Annotated in this window: 15 protein-coding genes and 1 pseudogene; 10 read left to right on the plus strand and 6 right to left on the minus strand. The window is 74.0% G+C overall.

Annotated elements, in window-relative coordinates:
* Positions 1-919 precede the first annotated feature (919 nt).
* Together ABZ371_RS12410 and ABZ371_RS12415 are read right to left on the minus strand one after the other, a co-directional pair.
* Positions 920-2,251: an LCP family protein gene (locus tag ABZ371_RS12410; protein WP_358677337.1), complete on the minus strand. Its 1,332-nt coding sequence runs from the start codon at positions 2,249-2,251 to the stop codon at positions 920-922.
* 182 nt (positions 2,252-2,433) lie between these two features.
* Positions 2,434-3,186 (minus strand): TIGR03089 family protein, encoded by a 753-nt coding sequence (locus ABZ371_RS12415; protein ID WP_358677340.1) that lies wholly within the window; start codon positions 3,184-3,186, stop codon positions 2,434-2,436.
* 139 nt (positions 3,187-3,325) lie between these two features.
* On the opposite strand from ABZ371_RS12415, the gene ABZ371_RS12420 reads away from it, so the two are divergent.
* From ABZ371_RS12420 to ABZ371_RS12430, 3 genes are all read left to right on the plus strand, one after another.
* Positions 3,326-4,771 carry a peptidoglycan recognition protein gene (locus ABZ371_RS12420; protein ID WP_358677343.1) on the plus strand — a complete coding sequence of 482 codons (1,446 nt, stop codon included), beginning with the start codon at positions 3,326-3,328 and terminating at the stop codon, positions 4,769-4,771.
* 79 nt (positions 4,772-4,850) lie between these two features.
* A complete protein-coding gene (locus tag ABZ371_RS12425) occupies positions 4,851-5,942 on the plus strand; it encodes an NDP-sugar synthase (protein ID WP_358677346.1) in 1,092 nt (363 codons plus the stop codon).
* A gap of 163 nt (positions 5,943-6,105) precedes the next feature.
* Positions 6,106-7,101, plus strand: coding sequence for a DNA-3-methyladenine glycosylase 2 family protein (locus tag ABZ371_RS12430; RefSeq protein WP_358677349.1), 996 nt, complete (start codon positions 6,106-6,108; stop codon positions 7,099-7,101).
* Positions 7,102-7,143: 42 nt separating this feature from the next.
* On the opposite strand, the gene ABZ371_RS12435 is transcribed toward ABZ371_RS12430, so the two are convergent.
* The 3 genes from ABZ371_RS12435 to ABZ371_RS12445 all read right to left on the minus strand — a co-directional run bounded on the left by ABZ371_RS12435 (position 7,144) and on the right by ABZ371_RS12445 (position 10,009).
* Positions 7,144-8,463: a coenzyme F420-0:L-glutamate ligase gene (locus ABZ371_RS12435; protein WP_358677351.1), complete on the minus strand. Its 1,320-nt coding sequence runs from the start codon at positions 8,461-8,463 to the stop codon at positions 7,144-7,146.
* Positions 8,460-9,416: a 2-phospho-L-lactate transferase gene (gene cofD, locus ABZ371_RS12440; RefSeq protein ID WP_358677354.1), complete on the minus strand. Its 957-nt coding sequence runs from the start codon at positions 9,414-9,416 to the stop codon at positions 8,460-8,462. The genes ABZ371_RS12435 and cofD overlap by 4 nt, the downstream gene beginning before the upstream one ends.
* A gap of 62 nt (positions 9,417-9,478) precedes the next feature.
* The gene (locus ABZ371_RS12445; RefSeq protein ID WP_358677357.1) at positions 9,479-10,009 is read right to left on the minus strand and encodes a cysteine dioxygenase family protein; all 531 of its coding nucleotides are present in this window, start codon (positions 10,007-10,009) and stop codon (positions 9,479-9,481) included.
* 689 nt (positions 10,010-10,698) lie between these two features.
* Between ABZ371_RS12445 and ABZ371_RS12450 the strand changes: the two genes are divergently transcribed.
* The 3 genes from ABZ371_RS12450 (at position 10,699) to ABZ371_RS12460 (ending at position 16,829) form a co-directional block, all read left to right on the plus strand.
* A complete protein-coding gene (locus ABZ371_RS12450; protein WP_031093859.1) occupies positions 10,699-10,962 on the plus strand; it encodes a WhiB family transcriptional regulator in 264 nt (87 codons plus the stop codon).
* Between the two features lie 402 nt (positions 10,963-11,364).
* Positions 11,365-15,303: a glycosyltransferase gene (locus ABZ371_RS12455; protein ID WP_358677362.1), complete on the plus strand. Its 3,939-nt coding sequence runs from the start codon at positions 11,365-11,367 to the stop codon at positions 15,301-15,303.
* Positions 15,300-16,829 (plus strand): DUF5719 family protein, encoded by a 1,530-nt coding sequence (locus tag ABZ371_RS12460; protein ID WP_358677365.1) that lies wholly within the window; start codon positions 15,300-15,302, stop codon positions 16,827-16,829. The genes ABZ371_RS12455 and ABZ371_RS12460 overlap by 4 nt, the downstream gene beginning before the upstream one ends.
* Before the next feature lie 176 nt (positions 16,830-17,005).
* On the opposite strand, the gene ABZ371_RS12465 is transcribed toward ABZ371_RS12460, so the two are convergent.
* Positions 17,006-17,434 carry a metallopeptidase family protein gene (locus tag ABZ371_RS12465; RefSeq protein WP_358677367.1) on the minus strand — a complete coding sequence of 143 codons (429 nt, stop codon included), beginning with the start codon at positions 17,432-17,434 and terminating at the stop codon, positions 17,006-17,008.
* A 320-nt stretch (positions 17,435-17,754) separates the two neighbouring features.
* On the opposite strand from ABZ371_RS12465, the gene ABZ371_RS12470 reads away from it, so the two are divergent.
* The 4 genes and pseudogenes from ABZ371_RS12470 to ABZ371_RS12485 form a co-directional block, all read left to right on the plus strand.
* Positions 17,755-18,132, plus strand: coding sequence for a DUF3499 domain-containing protein (locus ABZ371_RS12470; protein WP_358677370.1), 378 nt, complete (start codon positions 17,755-17,757; stop codon positions 18,130-18,132).
* A 336-nt stretch (positions 18,133-18,468) separates the two neighbouring features.
* Positions 18,469-19,836, plus strand: a complete 1,368-nt coding sequence (locus tag ABZ371_RS12475; protein WP_358677373.1) for a phosphomannomutase/phosphoglucomutase — start codon at positions 18,469-18,471, stop codon at positions 19,834-19,836.
* A 392-nt stretch (positions 19,837-20,228) separates the two neighbouring features.
* Positions 20,229-20,411 carry a Trm112 family protein gene (locus ABZ371_RS12480; protein ID WP_307126728.1) on the plus strand — a complete coding sequence of 61 codons (183 nt, stop codon included), beginning with the start codon at positions 20,229-20,231 and terminating at the stop codon, positions 20,409-20,411.
* Between the two features lie 62 nt (positions 20,412-20,473).
* Positions 20,474-20,703 (plus strand): annotated as a pseudogene (locus ABZ371_RS12485) (mannose-6-phosphate isomerase); the annotation flags it as partial.

Here is a 20,703-nt window from a genome sequence, read left to right on the forward strand (position 1 = left end):
GCCGCTACGTCCGGCCGCAGCCTCGTGGGCCCCCTCGGCCGCGTCGTCGTGACCGGCACGCGGCCGAGTCCCCTCCCCGCGCATGCTGTTCCGTCCCACCAGGACCCCCCTGCTGCTCAGACTTTCGCTGTGGCGCGGCGACCGTCGTCACTTCGCGCACTCCGCCGTGTCGGCGTTGGCCTTCTGCAATGTCGTCCGGCGCCTTCGCCGGACCGGTGACGGACGTCCCCGCGTCCTCGGGACCGGCCACCGGGGCCGGGACCGTCGCCTCGTGTGGACCGGCGCCGCCCGTCCGCTGCCTCGGTGCCGTGGCGGGCAGCCCCGTCATGTCCGCGAGCGTGCGGGACCGGTCCCCCCGGTCCGGGGTGTACGCCCGTGCCGTCCGGTCGATCAGGGATCGCGCGGCCTTCCTCGCGGCCGCCACGCCACCGGACCCCGGTGCGGTCCTCCGGTGCGGCGGCCCGGGGTACGGGCGCTCGCGGTCGCCGGCCGGGGGCTGCTGGGCACGGCCGCTCCGCGGGCGGCGGCCGCGCCGGGCCGGCACACCGCCGGGGGAGCGGCGCTCCGTGGTGCGGGGGGCCCCGGACGACTCTCCTGCGGAGTGACGCGGTCGCCGTCCGTAGTGGACGGCCCCCGAGCCGGGCACCTGGCCGGTGGGACCGAAGTCGCCCGCCTGTCCACGGCTGTGCGCGTCCACGTCTTCCTGCGTCCTTCGTCGGTGCCGCGCGAGGCGCTCCCCCCGGCGGGCGCCCGGTTCTCGGCTCCGGCGGTGCGCGGCCCGGGGGCCACGAGCGCCGGATCGCGTCACACTATCCGGCCGATTTGTGGATCGGTGGCACGCGTGAGGAATTCCACGCCCTGCACGACCGGGCATTCCGCCTGTTCGACGCCATTCGACCCCTCTCACGTGCTTGTTCCTTCACGCGTCGCACGGGTCGTCGGCGGCATTCGATCCCGAGTAGGTGGGGGAGGGTGCCGGGCTCCCGGTCGTGGCCTCGGGCTTTCGGCCGGCCGGACCGTCGTCCGTCCCGGGCTCCGCCTGTGCCTCCGCCGTGCCGGCCTCGTCGGCGGGAACGACCGTGACGGGCTCGTCCTCGCGCAGCTGCCTGAAAAGCCGGTCGGCGTCCGGCTGGACCAGCTCGTCGCGGTTCGGGTTCGCGCGGTAGGGCTGCCGGGGCACGGTCAGGAACTGCACCTTGTCCGTCGGCACGTCCCGCATTCCGCGCACCAGGTCGTACAGATCGCGCAGGGAGTTCAGCCCCGGGTCGGTGGTGAGTGCTTTCGTCGCCGCGTCCAGTACCGGGTAGAGGCGCGTCGGGTTCAGCAGCACCCCGTTGCTCTGCATCTTGTTGACGAGGGCCCCGAGGAACTTCTGCTGGCGTTCCATCCGCTCGGTGTCGCTGCCGTTGCCGATCGATTTGCGGGCCCGCACGTACCCCAGTGCCTCCTCGCCGTCGAGCTTCTGCCGTCCGGCCGGGAGCTTGAGGTGGGCGTCGGCGTCGTCGACCGGCTTCTTGAGGCAGATCTCGACGCCGTCGACGGCGTCCACCATGTCCTTGAACCCGTCGAAGTCGATGACCATGTGGTGGTCGACGCGAATGCCCGTCATCTTCTCCACCGTCCGGACGGTGCAGGCCGTGCCGCCCAGCTCGAAGGCCCCGTTGAACTGCGCGAACCGCTCCTTGGTGACCTTGTTGTCCGCGGTGTGGCAGCTGGGGATCTCGGCCATCAGGTCACGCGGCAGCGACACCGCGGTCGCGCTCCCGCGGTCCGCCGCGAGGTGGAGCAGGATCGTGGTGTCCGAGCGCTGGCTGCCCCCGTCGTCGCGCCCGTACCTGCTGTTGTCGCCCGACCGGGTGTCGGAGCCGATGAGCAGGATGTTCTGCGCGTCCCGCGCGATCGGCCTCGGACGCTCCTTCTCGTACGTCCTCAGCTCGGCGGCGGCACCCGTGTCGGTCGTGATGTTGCCGTCGAGCTTCTGGTAGAACCACCAGCCCGCCCCGGCCGCCGCCAGCACCAGGAACGACCCGGCGAGGGCCGTCCACCTGATCCAGTGGCGCCGGTGGCCGGGCAGGCCGTCCTTCGGCCGTTCGGCCCAGGTGCCGAACCTGCCGGCGTTCCCGGCCCGCGCGCCCGGGCCTTCCTCGCCCACGGCTCCGGACGCGTCCTGTGTCCCGTCCGTGGGCTCGCCCCCGGACGAGTGGTCCGGGCGCTCCGGGGGGCCGGCACTGTCGGTCACGTCTGCGTCCATCCTTCACGGTCGGCGGCGCGCTGGGCCGCCGGTCGCAGAAGTAGACGGCTGAACCTCACGCTTGGTTGTGCACACAGGCAGTTCGGCGTTGCTTCGTATCGCCCGATCATGTACCGCCGTCGGTGCTCAGTCCCGGGGGCTCGGCCCGTCCTGGGCCGGACGGGTGGCCCACGGGGTGCTTGTCATACCGCGCTGCGGGTGACCCGCTCGGTCCGGACGCGCTGGGCGAGACCGTCCTCGTCCAGCCGGTCGAGGTGACGGCACAGGACCACGGATCCCCCCGAGGCCAGTGGCGCGAACAGTCCGGCGGAGAGCCCCTCCCAGGTGTCGTACGCCCGTCCCGTCAGCAGCCGGGCCCCCGGGGCCAGCCCGAGCTCTGCCGCGTCCTGCCGCGCCCTGGTCACCAGCTGGTCCCCCGTCAGCTCGACGCCGCCCACGGCCAGGGCGGGCGCGGCGGGGTCCACCGGCGCGTACGGGGCGAACCGGTCGCCCTGGCCCGGCACCTCCACGGCGTAGTCCGCGAACCCGTCGGGGGCCTGCGGGAAGCGCCCGCCCAGGGGGCGCAGGGCCAGGGCCACCCGCTCCCCCCGGCACGCGCGGGCCCGCTCCAGCGTGTCCGGTCCGCTGACGACCAGATCGGCGGCGGCGGGGTCGCCATGGACGTCGGCGACCACGCCGACCGAGGAACAGGCGAGCAGCCAGACCGCGGACTGCCAGTGGGCCGGCAGCAGCAGGGCGAGCCGGTCGCCGGGCTCGGCGGCGAGGTCGCCCTGCACCAGATTGGCGGTCTTGGCCACCCAATTGGCGAACGTCGCCACCGACAGTTCGACGCGCTCTCCGGTTGCGTCGTCGTAGAAAGTGACGAGGGGACGGGCGGGGTCCGCGGCGAGCGCGGATCGCAGCAGGTCGGCGGGGGTGCGATCACTGGCGTTCATCCGGGCAAGAGTACGCGTCGGACGCCGCCCGGGCGGGGCGGTCGGGTGGCGCGTACACCGGTTCGGCAGACGGGCCGTCAGGTAACGGCGGGAGCACTCCAGTAGCCGGGAATGCCGGACTCGGCGAAGGATTTCCTGTATGCGTGCACTTCTCTCCACCTCCATCGGCGTCACCTGCGCGGCGGCACTCACCCTCCCGCTCGCCGCACCCGCGCCGGCCCTTCCCGCTCCCGCCCCGGTCGCCCACGCGCCCGCGGCCCCCGCTGCCGAGCCCCTGGGCTCGACCCAGTCACTGCCCCTGCGGCCGCTCGGCGACGGTGCCTCCCGGGCCGCCGGCGAACCCACCGACTCCGCCTCCCCGTCCCCCGGCGGGCAGGGCCTGCGGCAGCTCGCCTCGCACCGCTTCTCCCTCGTCGGCGTCGTCTGGGACGACGCCGACACCGAACTGCACGGCACGGTCCAGGTGCGGACCCGAGCGGCCGGCACCGGCCGTTGGTCGGCCTGGCAGGACCTGGAGACACACAACACCGACCACTCCGCCGACACCGGGAGCGCCGAACGCGAGTCGGGCACGGTCCGCGGCTCCACCGCCCCCCTGTGGGTGGGTGACTCGGACGGTGTGGACGTACGCGTCCACGGTGAGGCGGGCGGACCGCGGACCGGCGCCGGCGACACCGCCGCGCTCCCCGCGGGCCTGCGGGTGGAACTCGTCGACCCCGGCGACGACCCGCAGCAGCCACCGGCCGCCGGCGCCACGACGGCGGCGACACCGGCGGTCGCCACCCCGTCCACCGGGATCACGGCACCGGTCGCCTCCCCGCAGGCCGGCGCACTCCCGGACTCCGCCGCCCTCGCCGTGGCCGCAGCCGAGAGCTCCGCGGTCAACGCCGACCTCGCCCCGCTCGGCGCCACCGAGATCTCGGCACTGAGCAAGGCCGAGTCCGAGGAGCAGGCGGTCGTCGCGGCGGGTGCCAAGCCCTACGTGGGGCCCCGCCCGCGCATCGTCACGCGCAAGGGCTGGGGCGCCGACGAGAGCCTGCGTGAGCGGGCGTTCGCCTACACCAGCACGGTCAAGGCCGCGTTCATCCACCACAGCGCCACCGGCAACAACTACACCTGCTCCCAGGCGCCCTCGGTGCTGCGCAGCATCTACCGCTACCACGTCAAGAGCAGCGGCTGGCGCGACTTCGGCTACAACTTCGCCGTCGACAAGTGCGGGAACATCTACGAAGGACGCGCCGGGGGCGTGTCGAAGGCGGTGCTGGGGGCCCACACGCTCGGGTTCAACACCAACAGCATGGGCATCGCGGTACTCGGGACGTACAGCTCCAAGAACCCGCCGGCCGCCGCGGTGACCGCCATCGCCAAGCTCACCGCCTGGAAGCTCGGCCTTTTCGGCCGCAACCCCAAGGGGAAGGTCACGCTCGTCTCCGGTGGCAGCGGCAAGTACAAGAAGGGCGCCAAGGTCAAACTCCACGTCATCGCCGGCCATCGCGACGGCTTCGCAACCGAATGCCCCGGGAGCCGTCTCTACAAGAAGCTCGGCACGGCCCGGAAGAGTTCGGCCACCCTGCAGGGCCGCTGACCGGGAGGGCCCCGACCGGTCTGCATACACTGGCCAGCCGAAACGAGGCCAGGCCCCAGCAGGAAGCAGAGACGGCGCTGTGACAGAGGCAAGAGAAGCGATCCTCCTGGTCGGGGGCAAGGGCACCCGGCTGCGCCCGCTCACGGTGCACACCCCGAAGCCGATGGTGCCGGCGGCGGGCGTCCCGTTCCTCACGCACCAACTGGCGCGCGCCAGGGCCGCCGGGGTGGAGCACATCGTGCTCGCGACCTCCTACCTGGCGGAGGTGTTCGAACCGCACTTCGGCGACGGATCCTCGCTCGGCCTGTCCATCGAGTACGTCACCGAGCGGGAACCCCTCGGTACCGGCGGAGCCATCCGCAACGTGGCGGCGAGACTCTCCTCGGGTCCGGACGACCCCGTCCTCATCTTCAACGGGGACATCCTCACCGGCCTCGACATCCGGGCCCTGGTCGCGTCGCACGCCACCTCCGGGGCGGACGTCTCCCTCCACCTCACCCGGGTGGAGGACCCGCGCGCGTTCGGCCTCGTACCGACCGACGCCACGGGCAGGGTGACCGCCTTCCTGGAGAAGCCGCAGACGCCCGAGGAGATAGTCACCGACCAGATCAACGCCGGGGCGTACATCTTCCGCAGGTCCGTCATCGACACCATCCCGGCCGGCCGGCCCGTCTCGGTGGAGCGCGAGACCTTCCCCGGGCTCCTCGCCTCGGGCGCCCACCTCCAGGGCATGGTGGACTCCACCTACTGGCTGGACCTGGGCACCCCCCAGGCGTTCGTCCGCGGCTCGGCCGACCTGGTGACGGGCCGCGCACCGTCCCCCGCCGTCCCCGGGCGCTGCGGAGACCGGCTGGTGATGCCCACGGCCAGGGTGGCCGTCGACGCCAAGCTCACCGGCGGCACCGTCGTCGGCGAGGGGGCGGTCGTCGGCGAGGGCGCGAGGATCAGCGGCTCGACGGTGCTCGCGGACGCCGTCGTGGAACCCGGCGCCGTGATCAACGACTCGCTGATCGGGGCCGGCGCCCGGATCGGCAGCCGCACGGTCCTGTCGGGCGCGGTGATCGGCGACGGCGCGCAGGTCGGCGCCGACAACGAACTGCGGGAGGGGATCCGCGTCTGGTGCGGCGCGGTCCTCCCGGACGCCTCGGTCCGCTTCTCGTCCGACCGCTGAGAGGTCCCCTCCGGCCGGTGAGACGTCCGAGAGGTCCCCTCCGGCCGGAGGCATGAGAGGCCCCTCCGGCCGGTGAGACGTCCGCGAGCTCCCTCCGGCCGGTGAAAGGTCCCCTCCGGCCGTACCCTCGATAGGCACCCCCCGACGACCGAGGACCTCATCCGTGGCTGGACGCTTCGTACCCCGCACCACCGCCGTGCCCCGGCAGCAGCAGCCTGCCGCCACGGACGCGTCCGCCTCGTACCGGACCTGGACGCCGCCGGGACCGCTGGACCTGCGGCTGGTCCTCTCGCCGCTGCGGCGGGGCCCCGCCGACCCCGCCTACCGGGCACTGCCCGACGGCACGTTCTGGCGGGCCACCCGCACCCCCGCCGGGCCCGGCACCCTGCGGGTCGCGGCGGCCCCGGACGGCCGGGTCGCGGCGGCGGCGTGGGGGCCCGGGGCGCGGTGGCTCCTGGACCAGCTGCCCACGCTGCTGGGCGGGAGCGACGCCCCCGAGGCATTCCGCCCCCACCACCGGCTGGTCGCCACGACCCACCACCGGCGGCCCGGCCTGCGGCTGCTGCGCACCGGGCTGGTCATGGAGTCGCTCATCCCGTCGATCCTGGAACAGAAGGTGACCACCGACGAGGCCTACCGCGCCTGGCGCCTGCTGGTCCGCACCTACGGCACCCCGGCCCCCGGTCCCGCGGGCGCGGAGTTCGCCGCGTACGGCCTGTACGTCATGCCGGACGCCCGGACCTGGTCGAGGATCCCGTCCTGGGAGTGGCACCGGGCCGGCGTGGACTCCAAACGCTCGGAGACGGTCCTGCGCGCGGTGCGGGTGGCGCGCCGCATGGAGGAGGCGGCGTCGATGGAACTCCCCGAGGCCATGGCCCGGCTGCAGCTGATCGCGGGCATCGGCCCCTGGACGGCGGCCGAGACGCTCCAGCGTTCCAACGGCGCGGCCGACGCGGTCACCGTCGGCGACATCCACCTCCCCGGCATCGTCGGCCACGCCCTGGCGGGCGACAGGGACGCCGACGACGACGCCATGCTGGCCCTCCTGGCCCCGTACGCGGGCCAGCGGCACCGGGCGACCCGGCTGATCCTGCTCTCGGGCCACACCCCGCCGCGCCGGGCTCCCCGCATGACGCCGCGCGACATCGCCCGTCTGTAGCCCCCTGCCCGGTCGTGCACGGCAGGAGGCACCCGGCCCGGCCTACCGGACGGTGAGGAATGCCTCCGCGTCCCGGGCGGCCCGGGCCGGCGGAGCGGCCTTCGCGTGCCCCACGGCCACCGCGCCGAGCGGGTCCCAGTCGGCCGGAAGATCCAGTACCTCCCGGACCACGTCCCGGCAGAACATCGTCGAGGACACCCAGGCCGAGCCCAGCCGCTCCCCGGCCAGCGCCACCAGGAAGTTCTGCACGCCCGCGCCGGCGGCCACCACGAACATCTCCCGCTCGGCCGTGTCCCGCCGCTCGTCCCCGTAGGCGTGCGCGCCCTCCGTCACCAGGCAGGGCACCACGAGGTAGGGCGCGTCGCGCAGGACGTCGCCGCGGCGCACCCGCTTGGCGATCGATTCCTCGGCGCGGCCGTCCCGGCGCAGGTCCGCGATCCAGGCGTCCCGCATCGCGTCGAGCAACCGGGTCCGCGACCGTGCCGACTCGAGCAGGACGAAGCGCCACGGGGTGGTGTGGTGCGGCGCCGGGGCCGTCACCGCCGCGGCGACCGCGCGCCGTACCGCACCCGGGTCCACGGGCTCGTCCGTGAACTCCCGCACCGTACGCCGGAGGTTCAGCGCCTCCCGCACCGCTTCGGACGTCCCGAGCCGGAACATGTCGTCGGCCGCGACCCGCACCATCGCCCTGGCGCCGTCCTCGGAGCCGGGCGGGGCCATCACGTGGGCCAGTCCCCGCACGACGGCGACCGGAAGACCGGACATCTTGCCCTTCACCAGGTCACCGGCCGAGGCCAGCTCGTCGGCCGTGGCGACCACGGTGGCGTGCAGCGGGTTGCCGTACGCGTCCGTGCCGCCCCGCAGGTCGTCCAGGACCCGGACCCCCGCCGCACCGATCGCCACATCGGTCAGTCCGTTGCGCCAGGGCCGCCCGAAGGTGTCCGTGACGACGACCCCGACGTCGACGCCGAGCGCGTCCCGCAGCCCGTCCCGGATCGACCGGGCCGAGGCGTCCGGGTCCTCGGGGAGCAGCAGCACCGTTCCGGCCGGGGTGTTCGAGGCGTCCACCCCGGCGGCGGCCATGACGAGCCCCTGCCGGTTCTCCACGATCCGCAGTGTGCCGCGCCGGGCGACCACCCGGACGGTCTCGGCGTCGATCGCCGCCTCGCGGTCGGCGGCCTCGACGATCCGGCCCTCGGCCTTGGAGACGATCTTCGAGGTGACCAGGAGGACGTCACCGTCGGCGAGGCCCGGCTCCGTCGCAGCGATGAGCTTCGCGAGGTCGTCCCCGGCGCGGACCTCGGGCATCCCGGGCAGCGCCCACACCCGGTAGGAGGGCACACCGGCGCCCGGTCCGCTCATGCCCGCACCTCCTCGGCCAGCGCCAGTGCCTGCCGGGCCATCTCGGCCGTCGCGTCCACGTCCGTCATCATCAGGGGCACGGCCCGGCAGCGGATCCCGGCGGCCTCCACCTCGCCGACGGTTCCGGCGTCCACGGTGTCGACGAGCCAGCCGTCCAGGAGCCCGGAGCCGTAGTGCCGGGCGACGGCCGAGGCCGTCGACTCGACGCCCACGGCGGCCAGTACCTTGTCGGCCATGCCGCGCACCGGGGCGTCCCCGACGATGGGGGACAGCCCGACGACCGGCACCCCGGCCTCGGCGATGGCCTCACGGATGCCGGGCACGGCGAGGATGGTCCCCACCGACACGACCGGGTTGGACGGCGGGAAGAGGATGACGTCGGCCCCGGCGAGGGCCTCCAGGACGCCGGGAGCGGGCTTGGCCTGCTCGGCGCCCACCGGGACGATCGCCTGCGCCGGGACGGAGGCGCGCAGCCTGACCCAGTACTCCTGGAAGTGCACGGCCTTGCGCTCACCGTCGACGTCGACCGCCACATGGGTCTCGACGCGGTCGTCGGACATCGGGATCAGCCTGACGCCCGGCTTCCAGCGCGCGCAGAGCGCCTCGGTGACGGCGCTGAGGGGGTAGCCGGCGCCGAGCATCTGCGTACGCACGATGTGGGTGGCGAAGTCGCGGTCGCCGAGGCCGAACCACTCGGGGCCGACGCCGTAGGCGGCGAGTTCCTCCTTGACGTGGAAGCTCTCCTCGGTGCGCCCCCAGCCCTGCTCCTCGTTGATGCCACCGCCGAGGGTGTACATCACGGTGTCCAGGTCGGGGCAGACCTTCAGGCCGAACAGATGGATGTCGTCGCCGGTGTTGCCGATGACCGTGATGTCCGCGTCCGGGACGGCCTGTTTGAGGCCACGCAGGAAACGAGCACCACCGATACCGCCGGCCAGAACCACAATGCGCATACGGACAGTGTGTCAGGCGGAGTCCGGCGTCGCCGGGGTGGTGGCGGGCCGGGGTGGAGCGGTCAGGCGGTCACGGTGTCCTGGGCGCACCGCGCCGCGTGCATCGGCATGTCGGTGAGGCCCGGGTAGTAGATGTGGAGGCTGACGGCCGGTTCGAGGGAGTCGTTGACGACCTCGTGGACGTACCCCGGGGCGAAGACGCGCTGTGAGCCGGGTCCCAGAGTGTGTGTCCCGCGGCTCGTGTGCTCCGTCAACTCGCCCTGGAGGACGGTGAGTACACCGGAGGACGGGCCGTGGTGGTGACGCCCGCTGCCCTGGCCGGGGACCCAGCTGAGCAGCCAGACCTCGTAGCCGAGCGGCGTCTCGCCCGCCCTGGGGGAGCCCGGAACCGGGGGGACCGCCCGCAGCCGGTGGTACCAGCGTGTGGCGGCGTCGTACCGGACGAGCGGGGCCCAGTGGTCCCGGTCGGCCGCGATGGAGCGGGCGAGCCCGGCGAACTCGGACACGGTGGAGGGGTGGGAGCGGGCCGGCCGCAGGAGGTGCTGGACCTCGAGGATGTCGCCGGCGATCTGGAGGTCGCTGTCGCTGTTCATGGATGCGGTGGTTCCTCGGCGTGGGAGGCACGTGCGGGGGGCGCCGCGCAGACACGGTCCTCACCGCCGGCGTGCGGATCTGGCGGGTACCGGGTGTGCGCCGATAGCGGGGCTGGTCAGAGCTGGAGCACCAGGGCGGGCTTCAACAGCTGTGACAGCTGGAACAGCAACAGCGGGCCTGGACAGCCGTACGGAACCCACGGATGTGGGTCGGGTACGTCACTGCGGTCGCTGGCATACACGCAAGAAGACCGGCTCGGCGGGTGTTCTGTCAACTCGATGCCCGGTTCGGCGGCAATCTTTCACCCCATTCGGTCGTGGAGGCAGAAGAAAGGTTTTGGCAGCCGCAGGAGAGGCAAGGTGGCGCAACAACCGTGTCCTCATGTGCGAGGGACGCCCGTGACCCGACTGTGATCTTGATCCCTTCGGTGATCGAATCGCGACATCGAGGGGGTCCCGGACGTCTCACCCGGTGAGAAGCGGCGCACGAGGAGACCGGCGGCATATGTCAGGTTTTTGGTGATTTAAGCACTTTGTGCATAGGCTTGGTTCCGCAGAGTGAATACCGAGGCCAATAGCAGATCTTCGCTTGACTGGCCCAGAGCTACACACTTGTAATTTCACTCGTGTTGTTCGGCCTCACGTAACGGCCGCACCACGGTGAAGCAAGAGACAGACGAGGGGCGCACATGACCGAGCTGTTCCAGCAACTGCTGGTCGAGGACGCGGACGAAGAACTCGGCTGGCAGGAGCGCGCGCTGTGCGCCCAGACCGACCCCGAGTCCTTCTTCCCCGAGAAGGGCGGGTCGACCCGCGAGGCCAAGAAGGTCTGTCTCGCCTGCGAGGTCCGCTCCGAGTGCCTCGAGTACGCCCTCAACAACGACGAACGGTTCGGCATCTGGGGCGGCCTGTCCGAGCGCGAGCGGCGGCGCCTGAAGAAGGCTGCCATCTGACCCGCCGCGCGGCGGCCCGGCCGGCACGCTGATGGCCTGTGGCACCGGTACCCCGCGCGGGTCCGGGTGCCACGGGCCATCGACGTGTCCGGGCGCCTGCTCCGGCATCCGGCCGACCGCTGCGCACGGGGCGCACATCCGTACCGCCGGTGGGGCCCCGTCCGAGAGATGCGCCGGCGCGTGGCACCGGTGCCCGGCGCGGGTCCGGGTGCACGGGCCATCGACGTGTCCGGGGCGCCTCCCCTGCGGCCGGTCAACCGCTCGGCACGGGGCGCACATCCGTACCGTTAGTGTGGGGCCCCGTCCGAGAGACGCGCCAACGCCCCGCCGGGGCGCGCGTGTACACCGATGCAGCCCCCGGGGGGACGCCCCTCCGGACCCGGCCGGAGGGCCCGTACCCCGATGTCCGTGCACAGCCACCCGGCGGCGCCGAACCCGTCCGCCGCCGCCCCAGAGTTCCCCCGGCACGTCGTCACCGCCGTGCTCGTCTCCCACGACGGCGCACGCTGGCTGCCCGATGTCCTGGCCGGGCTGCTCGGGCAGGAACGCCCCGTGCAGAACGTCGTCGCCGCCGACACCGGCAGCGCCGACGACTCCGCGCACCTGGTGACTCAGGCCCTCGGCGGCGAGCGCGTCCTGCACCTCGCGCGCCGCACGAGCTTCGGCACCGCCGTGGAGGAGGCGACCCGCACGGCCGGCGTCCTCACCCCCGAGGACCTGCCGTACCTCAAGCGCCCCAGCGGCTGGGACCCGGTCACCCGCAGCTGGCGCGACGACGCGTACGACCTGCCGGAACTACCGCACGGCGAACCCGTCCAGTGGCTGTGGCTGCTCCACGACGACAGCGCACCCGAGCCGGACGCGCTCGCCGAGATGCTGCGCGTCGCCGACCAGGACAAGCACGCCGCCGTCGTCGGACCGAAACTGCGCGGCTGGTACGACCGCAAGCAGCTCCTCGAGGTCGGCGTCTCCATCGCCAACAGCGGACGCCGCTGGACCGGCCTCGACCGGCGCGAGCAGGACCAGGGACAGCACGACCAGGTCCGCACCGTGCTCTCCGTGTCGACCGCCGGCATGCTCGTGCGCCGTGACGTCTGGGAGGAGCTCGGCGGCTTCGACCGCAGGCTCCCGCTCATGCGGGACGACGTGGACCTCTGCTGGCGCGCCCACCTGGCCGGCCACCGCGTCCTCGTCGCCCCCGACGCGGTCCTGCGGCACGCCGAGGCGTCCGCCCGGGAACGCCGCCCCATCGACTGCGCCGGACGCTCCGTCTCCAGCCCGCACCGCGTCGACAAGGCCGGCGCCGTCTACACCATGCTCGTCAACGCCCGGGGCAGGCAGCTGCCCTGGGCGCTGCTCCGCATCGTCCTCGGGACGCTGCTCCGCACCCTCGCCTACCTCGTCGGCAAGGCGCCCGGACAGGCGCTCGACGAGGTCGCCGGACTCTTCGGCACCCTGCTGCGCCCCGGCCGGATCCTCGCCGGACGGCGGGCTCGCGGCAAGGGCGGCGTCGACGCCGCCGAACTGCGGTCCCTCTTCCCGCCGCCCGGCGCCACCGTCCGGGCCACCGTCGAGCAGGTCGCCGGCAACTTCGGCAGCCGCGCCGACTCCGACTCCGGCGGTTCACGGCACGGAGCCGTCGAATCCGGCCCCGGCGGGGACGACGCCGACTTCCTGGAGATCGAACAGTTCGCACGGGTCAAGCGCATCGTCCGCAAGCCCGGCCCCGTACTCTTCGCGCTCCTCCTCCTGGTCTCGCTGGTCGCCTGCCGCGGCCTGCTCAGCGGGGGCGCCCTCGCGGGCGGTGCGCTGCTGCCCGCCCCCGCCGACGTGTCCGACCTCTGGGGGCGGTACGCGGACGGCTGGCACACGGTCGGCACCGGCGGCGCCCTGACCGCACCGCCCTACCTCGGCATGGTCGCCGCCCTGTCGGCGCTCTTCCTCGGCTCCACGGGCTTCGCGCTCACCGTGCTGCTGGTCTGCTCGGTCCCCCTCGCGGGGCTCACCGCCTACTTCGCCTCCCGGCCGCTGCTCCAGTCCAGGCTCCTGCGGGCCTGGGCGAGCGTCGCGTACGCCTTCCTGCCCGCGGCCACGGGGGCACTGGCCACCGGCCGCATCGGCACCGCCGTCCTGGCGGTCCTGCTCCCGCTCATCGCCCGGGCCGCCGTCGCCGCGTACGGGCTGCGCGGCGACGGCGGCGCCACCCGGGGCAGTTGGCGCGCGACCTGGGCGTACACGCTGCTGCTCACCGTGACGATGGCCTTCACGCCGGTGGTCTGGCCGCTCGCGGTGGTCCTCGGACTGGGCGCCCTCGTCCTGCGCCGCGACGACATCACCGCGTACGGGCTGCGCTTCCTCGCCATGGCCGGCACGCCGCTGCTGATCCTCGCCCCCTGGTCGCTGTCGCTGCTGACGGGCCCCTCCGGCTTCCTCAGGGAGGCCGGTCAGGACCTCGGCACCGGCACGGCGACGGCCCTCGACCTGCTCGGCATCAGCCCCGGCGGGCCCAAGGCCGCAGGGGGCGTCCTGCTGCTGGGCATCGTCCTGGCGGCGCTCGCCGCGCTGCTGCGCGGTGAGCGGCAGTTCGCCGTCCGGACCGCCTGGACCACCGCACTCGTCGGTCTGCTCTTCGCCGGGCTGGCCAACGGGTCCACCTGGGCCGGCCCCGCCACCCTCGTCTACGGCGCCGCACTGATCGCCGCCGCCCTCCTCGGCGCCGACGGTGCCCGGGTCCGGGTCGCGGAGCTCAGCTTCGGCTGGCGCCAGCCCGTCGCGGCGCTGATCGCCCTGGCGGCCGGGATCGCGCCCGTGCTGGCCGCGGTGGGCTGGATGATCGGCGGCGCCGCGGGACCGCTCGAGCGCCGCGATCCGGTGCAGGTGCCGGCGTTCGTCGCGGAGGAGAGCGCCACCCGCGACCAGCCACGGACCCTGGTCCTGGGCGGCTCGTCCCCGGCGGCGGTGTCCTACAGCCTGGTCCGGGGTTCGGGCGCCAGGCTCGGCGACGCCGAACTCACCGAGGCGGGCGGCGTGAACGCGCACCTGGACAAGGTCGTCGCCAACCTCGTGGCGGGCTCCGGCGCCGACCAGGGCAGCCAGCTCAGCCGCTTCGCGATCCGCTACGTCCTCGTGCGGGACGGGGCGCCCCGGCAGATGAGCCGGGTGCTCGACGCGACGCCCGGCCTGAGCCGGCTGAGCCAGCTGGACGGCAGCGCGCTGTGGCGGGTCGACCGCCAGGTGGCCCGCCTCATGATCGTCCCGGCGGGCGAGGGTGGCGAAGCGGTGCCCGTCGGTTCGCTGCCCGTCGAAGCCCACTCCAAGGTCCCCGCTGGTGACTCGGGCCGGGTGCTCCGGATCGCCGACGCGGCCGACCCCGGCTGGCAGGCGACCCTGGACGGGCGCACCCTGAAGCCGAAGACGGTGGACGGCTGGGCCCAGGGCTTCGAACTCCCCGCCGCCGGCGGCACGCTGGACCTCACCTACGACACCCCGCTCACGCACACCGCCTGGATCTGGGCCCAAGTACTGCTCGGCGTGGTGCTGCTGGTCCTGGCCCTGCCGGGCCGGCGCCGTGAGGTCGACGACGACCTGCCCGAGGAGACCGCGACGGTCACGGCCGAGCCGGTCGAGGGCGAGGGCCGAAGGGCCCGCAGGCTGCGGGCCGCCGCGCAGGCGGAGGCGGCCGGGGAGGACGGCGAGGCCGGGGGGCACGCGGCCTTCGGCGCTTCCGGTGAGGAGGCGGACCCGTACGAGGCTCCGCGCGCTTCGCCCGCCGGGACCGCCGCGGACGCGCCCGGGCCGGTGCGGGAGGGCTACATCCCGGCGCAGCAGAGCGCCGACCCGTATCCCGTCGCGACGGCAGGCCAGGACGGCGCGGGCACGTACGCGGCGGCCGGGCAGCAGGGTTACGGCGAGGGCGGCTGGGACGGCCAGCAGTACCCGGACGCCGGCTACGGTCAGTACCAGGGCGGGCAGGACGGGCAGGACGGGCAGGACGGGGGCCAGTACTACCAGGGCGAGTCCTACTCCCAGGAGCCCTACCTCCAGGAGCCCTACTCCCCGGACCCGTACGGGCAGGACGCCTCCCAGGACCCGTACGGACAGGACGCGTACCGGCAGGACGCCGACCGGCAGCAGGGCGTCCACGATCCGTACGGCTATCCCCAGCAGCAGCCCTACACCCCGCAGACGGGCGGCGCGGCCGCCCCGTACGACGGCCGGGACGACACCGCCCCGTACGCCGCGGGGGACGACACCGCCCCGTACGACGGGCACGACGAGAACCGAGCCCCGGGCCAGGGCCCGTGGCAGACCGGCAACGCATCGCGAGGCGAGTCCGAGTGAAGTCCACCCCCCTGTCCCTCATCGCGGGCACCGTCGCCCTCGCCGCCGTCACCGGTTTCGCCGCGCTCAACGCGCCCGGCGGCACGGGAGCGCCGGAGGCGAAGGCCGCCTCCCGGCTCCCCGTCGAGCGCTCCAGCCTGCTCTGCCCGGCGCCCAGCACGTCCGAACTGGCGGACACCACGTACACGTCCTTCACCCCGGCGGCGAAGGGCGGCGGGGAATCGGGGACCGCGAAGCTGAATCCGTCCGTGCCGCTCCCGGCGGACGGGGCCGAGGACGCCGGCAAGGACGACAAGGACGACAAGAAGGAAAAGGCCGGGCAGGATCCGGGCAAGCCGGTCGTCACCCTCGACCGAGCCGGTGAGCCGGCCACCGCCGCCACCTCCGCCTCCGACGCCCCCGCGCTCATCGGTACGGCCACCGGCCGGCTGGCCCCGGGCTGGACGGCCCAGCAGACCACCATGACCCCCGCGGGCGACGCGCGCGGTCTCCTCGGGCTCAGCTGCACCGCGCCGGACACGGACTTCTGGTTCCCCGGCGCGAGCACGTCGAAGAACCGGCAGGACTACATCCACCTCACGAACCCGGACGACACCGCGGCAGTGGCGGACATCGAGATGTACGGGCCCGAGGGCACTCTCGAGTCCGACGCCGCCGAAGGCGTCACGGTCCCCGCCAGGTCGAGTGTCTCGCTGCTCGTTCCCACCCTCACGACGGAGGCCGTCGAGGATGTGACCCTCCACGTGACCACCCGGACCGGCCGCATCGGCGCGGTCGTCAGGGCGGCCGACAGGACCGTGGGCAGCGACTGGCTGGCCGCGTCGGACGACCCGGCGGGCACCCTCGTCCTGCCCGGTATCCCGGCCGATGCCACCTCCGTGCGCCTGGTGGCCTACGCACCCGGGGAGGACGACGCCGACGTCAAGGTGCAACTCCTGGGCAGGACGGCGACGTTCGCCCCCGCCGGCAACGCCACCCTGCACATCAAGTCGGGGATGACCGCGAGCGTCGACCTGAAGAACGTCACGCGGGGGGAGCCCGGAACGCTCCGGCTGTCCCCCGAGGGAGGCGGCGCGACGCCGATCGTCGCCGCGCTGCGGGTGGTGCGCGGCACCGGAGCCGGGCAGGAGGTCGCCTACATCCCGGCGACCGGGCCGGTGGGCGCACGGGCGAGCGTCGCCGGCAACCGGGCGAAGGGCACGGTGCTGTCGCTGACCGCACCGGGCGCCACGGCCGAGGTGAAGGTCACCGCCTCCGCGGGCAGCGAAGCCGGGGAGAGCACCGTCAAGACGTACACGGTCAAGGGCGGGACGACCCTCGAGGTCGTCCCCGAGGCCCCGGCGGGACTCAAGGGCGTCTACGCGCTGACGGTGGAGCCGGAGTCGGGCGGCCCGGTCCACGCGGCGCGCACGCTGACGGTCGCGGAGGGCGGCATCGACATGTTCACCGTCCAGACACTGCCGGACGACGGGGGCACGGTCGAGGTGCCGGCCGCCGAGCAGGACCTGTCCGTCCTGGACGACTGAGGCGTACCGGGCGCCCTCGACGGCCGGGCTCCGGGCGCTCGGCAGCCGGGCTCAGGTGCCCGGGAAGGCTGGGACCCCGAGGGAGCCGGACCCTCAGCCGGGCGGGCGTGGTCTCTCCGGTGGCCGTGCCTCGCTGCCCTCGGTGGCCGGGACGGGAGCGGCGCCGGCAGCCGGTATCAGTCCTGGCCGTAGCGCGGGTCGACCGACTCGGGCGAGAGGCCGAGCAGCTCGGCCACCTGTTCCACGACGATCTCGTGTACGAGCAGGGCGCGCTCGTCGCGGCCCTTGGCGCGGATCTCCACGGGGCGCCGGTAGATGACGATCTGCGCGGGCCGCCCCTTCGTGGCGGACACCGCGCGGCCCAACGGCACGCTGTCCTCCAGGACGTCCGGCACGTCGAGGACGAGGAAGTCGACCTCCGCCAGCTGGGGCCAGCGCCGTTCGAGCCGCTCCACCGAATCCTGGACCAGATCGCGGAAGCTCTCCGCCCTGCTGACGGACAGCGGAACCTGGGGCGGGGCGAGCGGTCCGCGCATGCCACGGCCGTGACGGTCGCGGCCGCGGGGCCGTGGCTCGGACGGGTGGGGAGGTACGGGGCTGTCCATCACCGACGCAGCGTAACGCCCCTTCGGGGGGAGGGATCACGCCTCCTGCGCAGGTCGGCCTGATGTCCACACATGAACATTTCAGCCAGGGATGGGTTCTGATCCAGCCCCTCATGTGATCGTCGAGCTTTCGTCATGTGCCTGCATATGCACCCCGGTGACCCGGTACGAACCGGCCCACGAGTGCGCGAACGCGTGGCCACGCAGGTCGGAGCGGTCGCGCGGAAACGATTCGGTCCGGGCCTCGGCGGGCGACACGAGCAGGTGAGCCGGGCCGGAGTCGTCGCAGCCCGCTCAAGAGTGCGGTACCGTCCAACATCGTGAGCCCTGTACGTCGCTGTTCGCGAACCGCGTGCGGCCGTCCCGCCGTCGCGACACTGACGTACGTCTATGCCGACTCGACCGCGGTCCTCGGCCCGCTCGCCACCTATGCCGAGCCCCACTGCTACGACCTCTGCGCCGAGCACGGCGAGCGGCTCACCGCGCCGCGCGGCTGGGAGGTCGTCCGGCTCTCCGACCCCTCCGGTCCCACCCACCCCAGCGGTGACGACCTGGAAGCACTCGCCAACGCGGTGCGGGAAGCCGCCAGGCCGCAGGGCCGGGCGGCCGAGGCGGGCGGCCGTGGGCCACGCACCGCGGATCCGGTCGAGGTCGCGCGCCGAGGCCACCTCAGGGTGCTGCGCTCCCCGGAGTCCTGACGGGCCCTGGGCTTCCCCGGGTTTCCCCGGCCGGCCCCCACGCCTGTTCCCCCTCCGCGCACCTCCGGGCCGCCACACACGCGTCCCTTCCCCCTCCCGGCACGTCAGCCGATCGCCCAGGCACGCGCCCGACCCAGCCCCCCCCCGACACGTCAGCCGTCGCCCGCGCGCGCCCCGCCTCCCGCGCTGACGTGCGGCCGTGTCCGCCGGGGTGTCCGGCCGCGGCCGGACGGGGAGCGGGGTGCGGGGGCCGGGGCGCGGGGGCGCTCCGCCGACGGGCGTTCCGGGACCGCCGGGTAGTTTGGGCGGTCCGTAAAGACCCCAGGAGGACCGGCCGTGGTTGCTGACCTGTCGCAGCTCGTGAAGGCGTACGACGTGCGCGGAGTGGTGCCCGACCAGTGGGACGAGCCGCTCGCCGAGCTGTTCGGCGCCGCCTTCGTCCAGGTCACGGACGCGGACGCCATCGTCATCGGCCACGACATGCGCCCCTCCTCGCCCGGCCTGGCCCGGGCCTTCGCCCACGGCGCGACCCGACGCGGAGCCGACGTCACCCTCATCGGGCTCTGCTCGACCGACCAGCTCTACTACGCCTCCGGAGCACTGGACCTGCCCGGAGCCATGTTCACGGCCTCGCACAACCCGGCGCGGTACAACGGCATCAAGATGTGCCGGGCCGGAGCGGCGCCCGTCGGCCAGGACACCGGCCTGACCACGATCCGCACCCTCGTCGAGGAGTGGTCGCAGCACGGTGCCCCCGCGAGGACCGCCACGGCGCGGGGCACGGTCACCGAGCGCGACACCCTCGCCGACTACGCCGCGCATCTCCTGGGCCTCGTCGACCTCTCCGGCGTCCGCCCGCTGAAGGTCGTCGTCGACGCGGGCAACGGCATGGGCGGCCACACCGTCCCGACCGTCTTCGCCGGCCTCCCTCTCGACCTCGTCCCGATGTACTTCGAGCTGGACGGCACCTTCCCGAACCACGAGGCCAACCCGCTCGACCCGGCGAACATCGTGGACCTCCAGGCCCGTGTCCTCGCCGAGGGCGCCGATCTCGGCCTCGCCTTCGACGGAGACGCCGACCGCTGCTTCGTCGTCGACGAGCGTGGTGAAGGCGTCTCCCCGTCCGCGATCACCGCCCTGGTCGCCGCCCGGGAGCTCGCCCGCAACGGCGGCACGGGCACGGTCATCCACAACCTGATCACCTCCTGGTCGGTCCCCGAGGTCGTCCGCGAGAGCGGCGGCAAGCCGGTCCGCACCCGCGTCGGACACTCGTTCATCAAGGCGAAGATGGCCGAGCACGGGGCGATCTTCGGCGGCGAGCACTCCGCCCACTACTACTTCCGCGACTTCTGGAACGCCGACACGGGCATGCTGGCCGCACTCCACGTGCTGGCCGCGCTCGGCGGGCAGGAGGGCCCCCTCTCCGGGCTCGTCGACCGGTACGACCGCTACGCGGGATCCGGCGAGATCAACTCCACCGTCGACGACCAGACGGCCCGGCTCGCCGCGATCAGGGCCGCGTACGGGGACCGCGACGACGTGTCCCTCGACGAACTCGACGGGCTCACCGTGACGAGCACCGACTGGTGGTTCAACCTCCGCCCCTCGAACACGGAGCCACTGCTGCGCCTGAACGTCGAGGCACGCGACGGGGAGACGATGGAGGCCGTACGCGACGAGGTCCTGGCCCTGGTCCGCGCCTGAGTCCCGGCGCCCGGCCCGGGGATGCCCGGCCGTCCGGTCCGTACCCCGGTGCGGCCGGCCGGATCGTGCCGGACCGGCCCGGTGCGGGAAGCGTGCCCGTCGTCCGGCTCCTGTCTGCGTGGCCGGCCGGGTCGTGTGATCCGGCCCTGACCGGCCCGCCGGGTGCCGGCCGTCCTGTTTGTCCGTGCCGGCGGGGCCGCCCGGACCACGCCGGCCGGACCGGAGCCCTTGGCGAGGACTCAGGGGCCGCCCGCCCCACCGGCGGATGCGCGGGCGCACAGGGGCCGCCGGGCCGCGTCCGTCCCGGCCCGGCGGTAGGCTGACGACGCCCCGGCGCGCGGACCCCGACCGGTCCGCACCCGACCCGTACCGCATGTTCGAAGGGACCACCCATGCCGCTCGAAGCCGGCCTCCTGGACATCCTCGCCTGCCCGGCCTGCCACGCCGCGCTCGACGACCGGTCCGCCGCCGACGACCCCGAGCTGGTCTGCACCGGCACGGACTGCGGCCTGGCCTACCCGGTACGCGACGGCATCCCGGTCCTGCTCGTCGACGAGGCCCGCCGCCCCGCGTAACCACGGGACCCGCGCACCCGCGTCCCGCACCTGATCAGCACGGTGATCGGAGGCCCACCACCATGCTCGACGAGTCGCTGCTCGATGCCCCGGAAGCCCTGGCCCGGGCGGACCGCCGCGGTCTGCTCCGCGGTGCGGCCGAGGCCGGCGCCCGGGTCCGCACCGCCGCCCGGCACGCCTCCGAGGCGGGCATCGGGGGCCTCGCTCCCGAAGGGCGGCCGCGCGCCGTCCTCGTCGCCGGCCCGGGTACGGCCGCCCGCGGTGTCGCCGACCTGATCGGAGCCCTCGCGGG

Source organism: Streptomyces sp. NPDC005899 (assembly GCF_040629645.1).
GTDB lineage: Bacteria > Actinomycetota > Actinomycetes > Streptomycetales > Streptomycetaceae > Streptomyces.

Coding starts and splice junctions, on each gene's coding strand:
- ABZ371_RS12420 (WP_358677343.1), top strand. CDS start 3,326: ATGCGTGCACTTCTCTCCACCTCCATCGGCGTCACCTGCGCGGCGGCA.
- ABZ371_RS12435 (WP_358677351.1), bottom strand. CDS start 8,463: ATGAGCGGACCGGGCGCCGGTGTGCCCTCCTACCGGGTGTGGGCGCTG.
- ABZ371_RS12480 (WP_307126728.1), top strand. CDS start 20,229: ATGCCGCTCGAAGCCGGCCTCCTGGACATCCTCGCCTGCCCGGCCTGC.
- cofD (WP_358677354.1), bottom strand. CDS start 9,416: ATGCGCATTGTGGTTCTGGCCGGCGGTATCGGTGGTGCTCGTTTCCTG.
- ABZ371_RS12415 (WP_358677340.1), bottom strand. CDS start 3,186: ATGAACGCCAGTGATCGCACCCCCGCCGACCTGCTGCGATCCGCGCTC.
- ABZ371_RS12445 (WP_358677357.1), bottom strand. CDS start 10,009: ATGAACAGCGACAGCGACCTCCAGATCGCCGGCGACATCCTCGAGGTC.
- ABZ371_RS12450 (WP_031093859.1), top strand. CDS start 10,699: ATGACCGAGCTGTTCCAGCAACTGCTGGTCGAGGACGCGGACGAAGAA.
- ABZ371_RS12465 (WP_358677367.1), bottom strand. CDS start 17,434: ATGGACAGCCCCGTACCTCCCCACCCGTCCGAGCCACGGCCCCGCGGC.
- ABZ371_RS12410 (WP_358677337.1), bottom strand. CDS start 2,251: ATGGACGCAGACGTGACCGACAGTGCCGGCCCCCCGGAGCGCCCGGAC.
- ABZ371_RS12455 (WP_358677362.1), top strand. CDS start 11,365: ATGTCCGTGCACAGCCACCCGGCGGCGCCGAACCCGTCCGCCGCCGCC.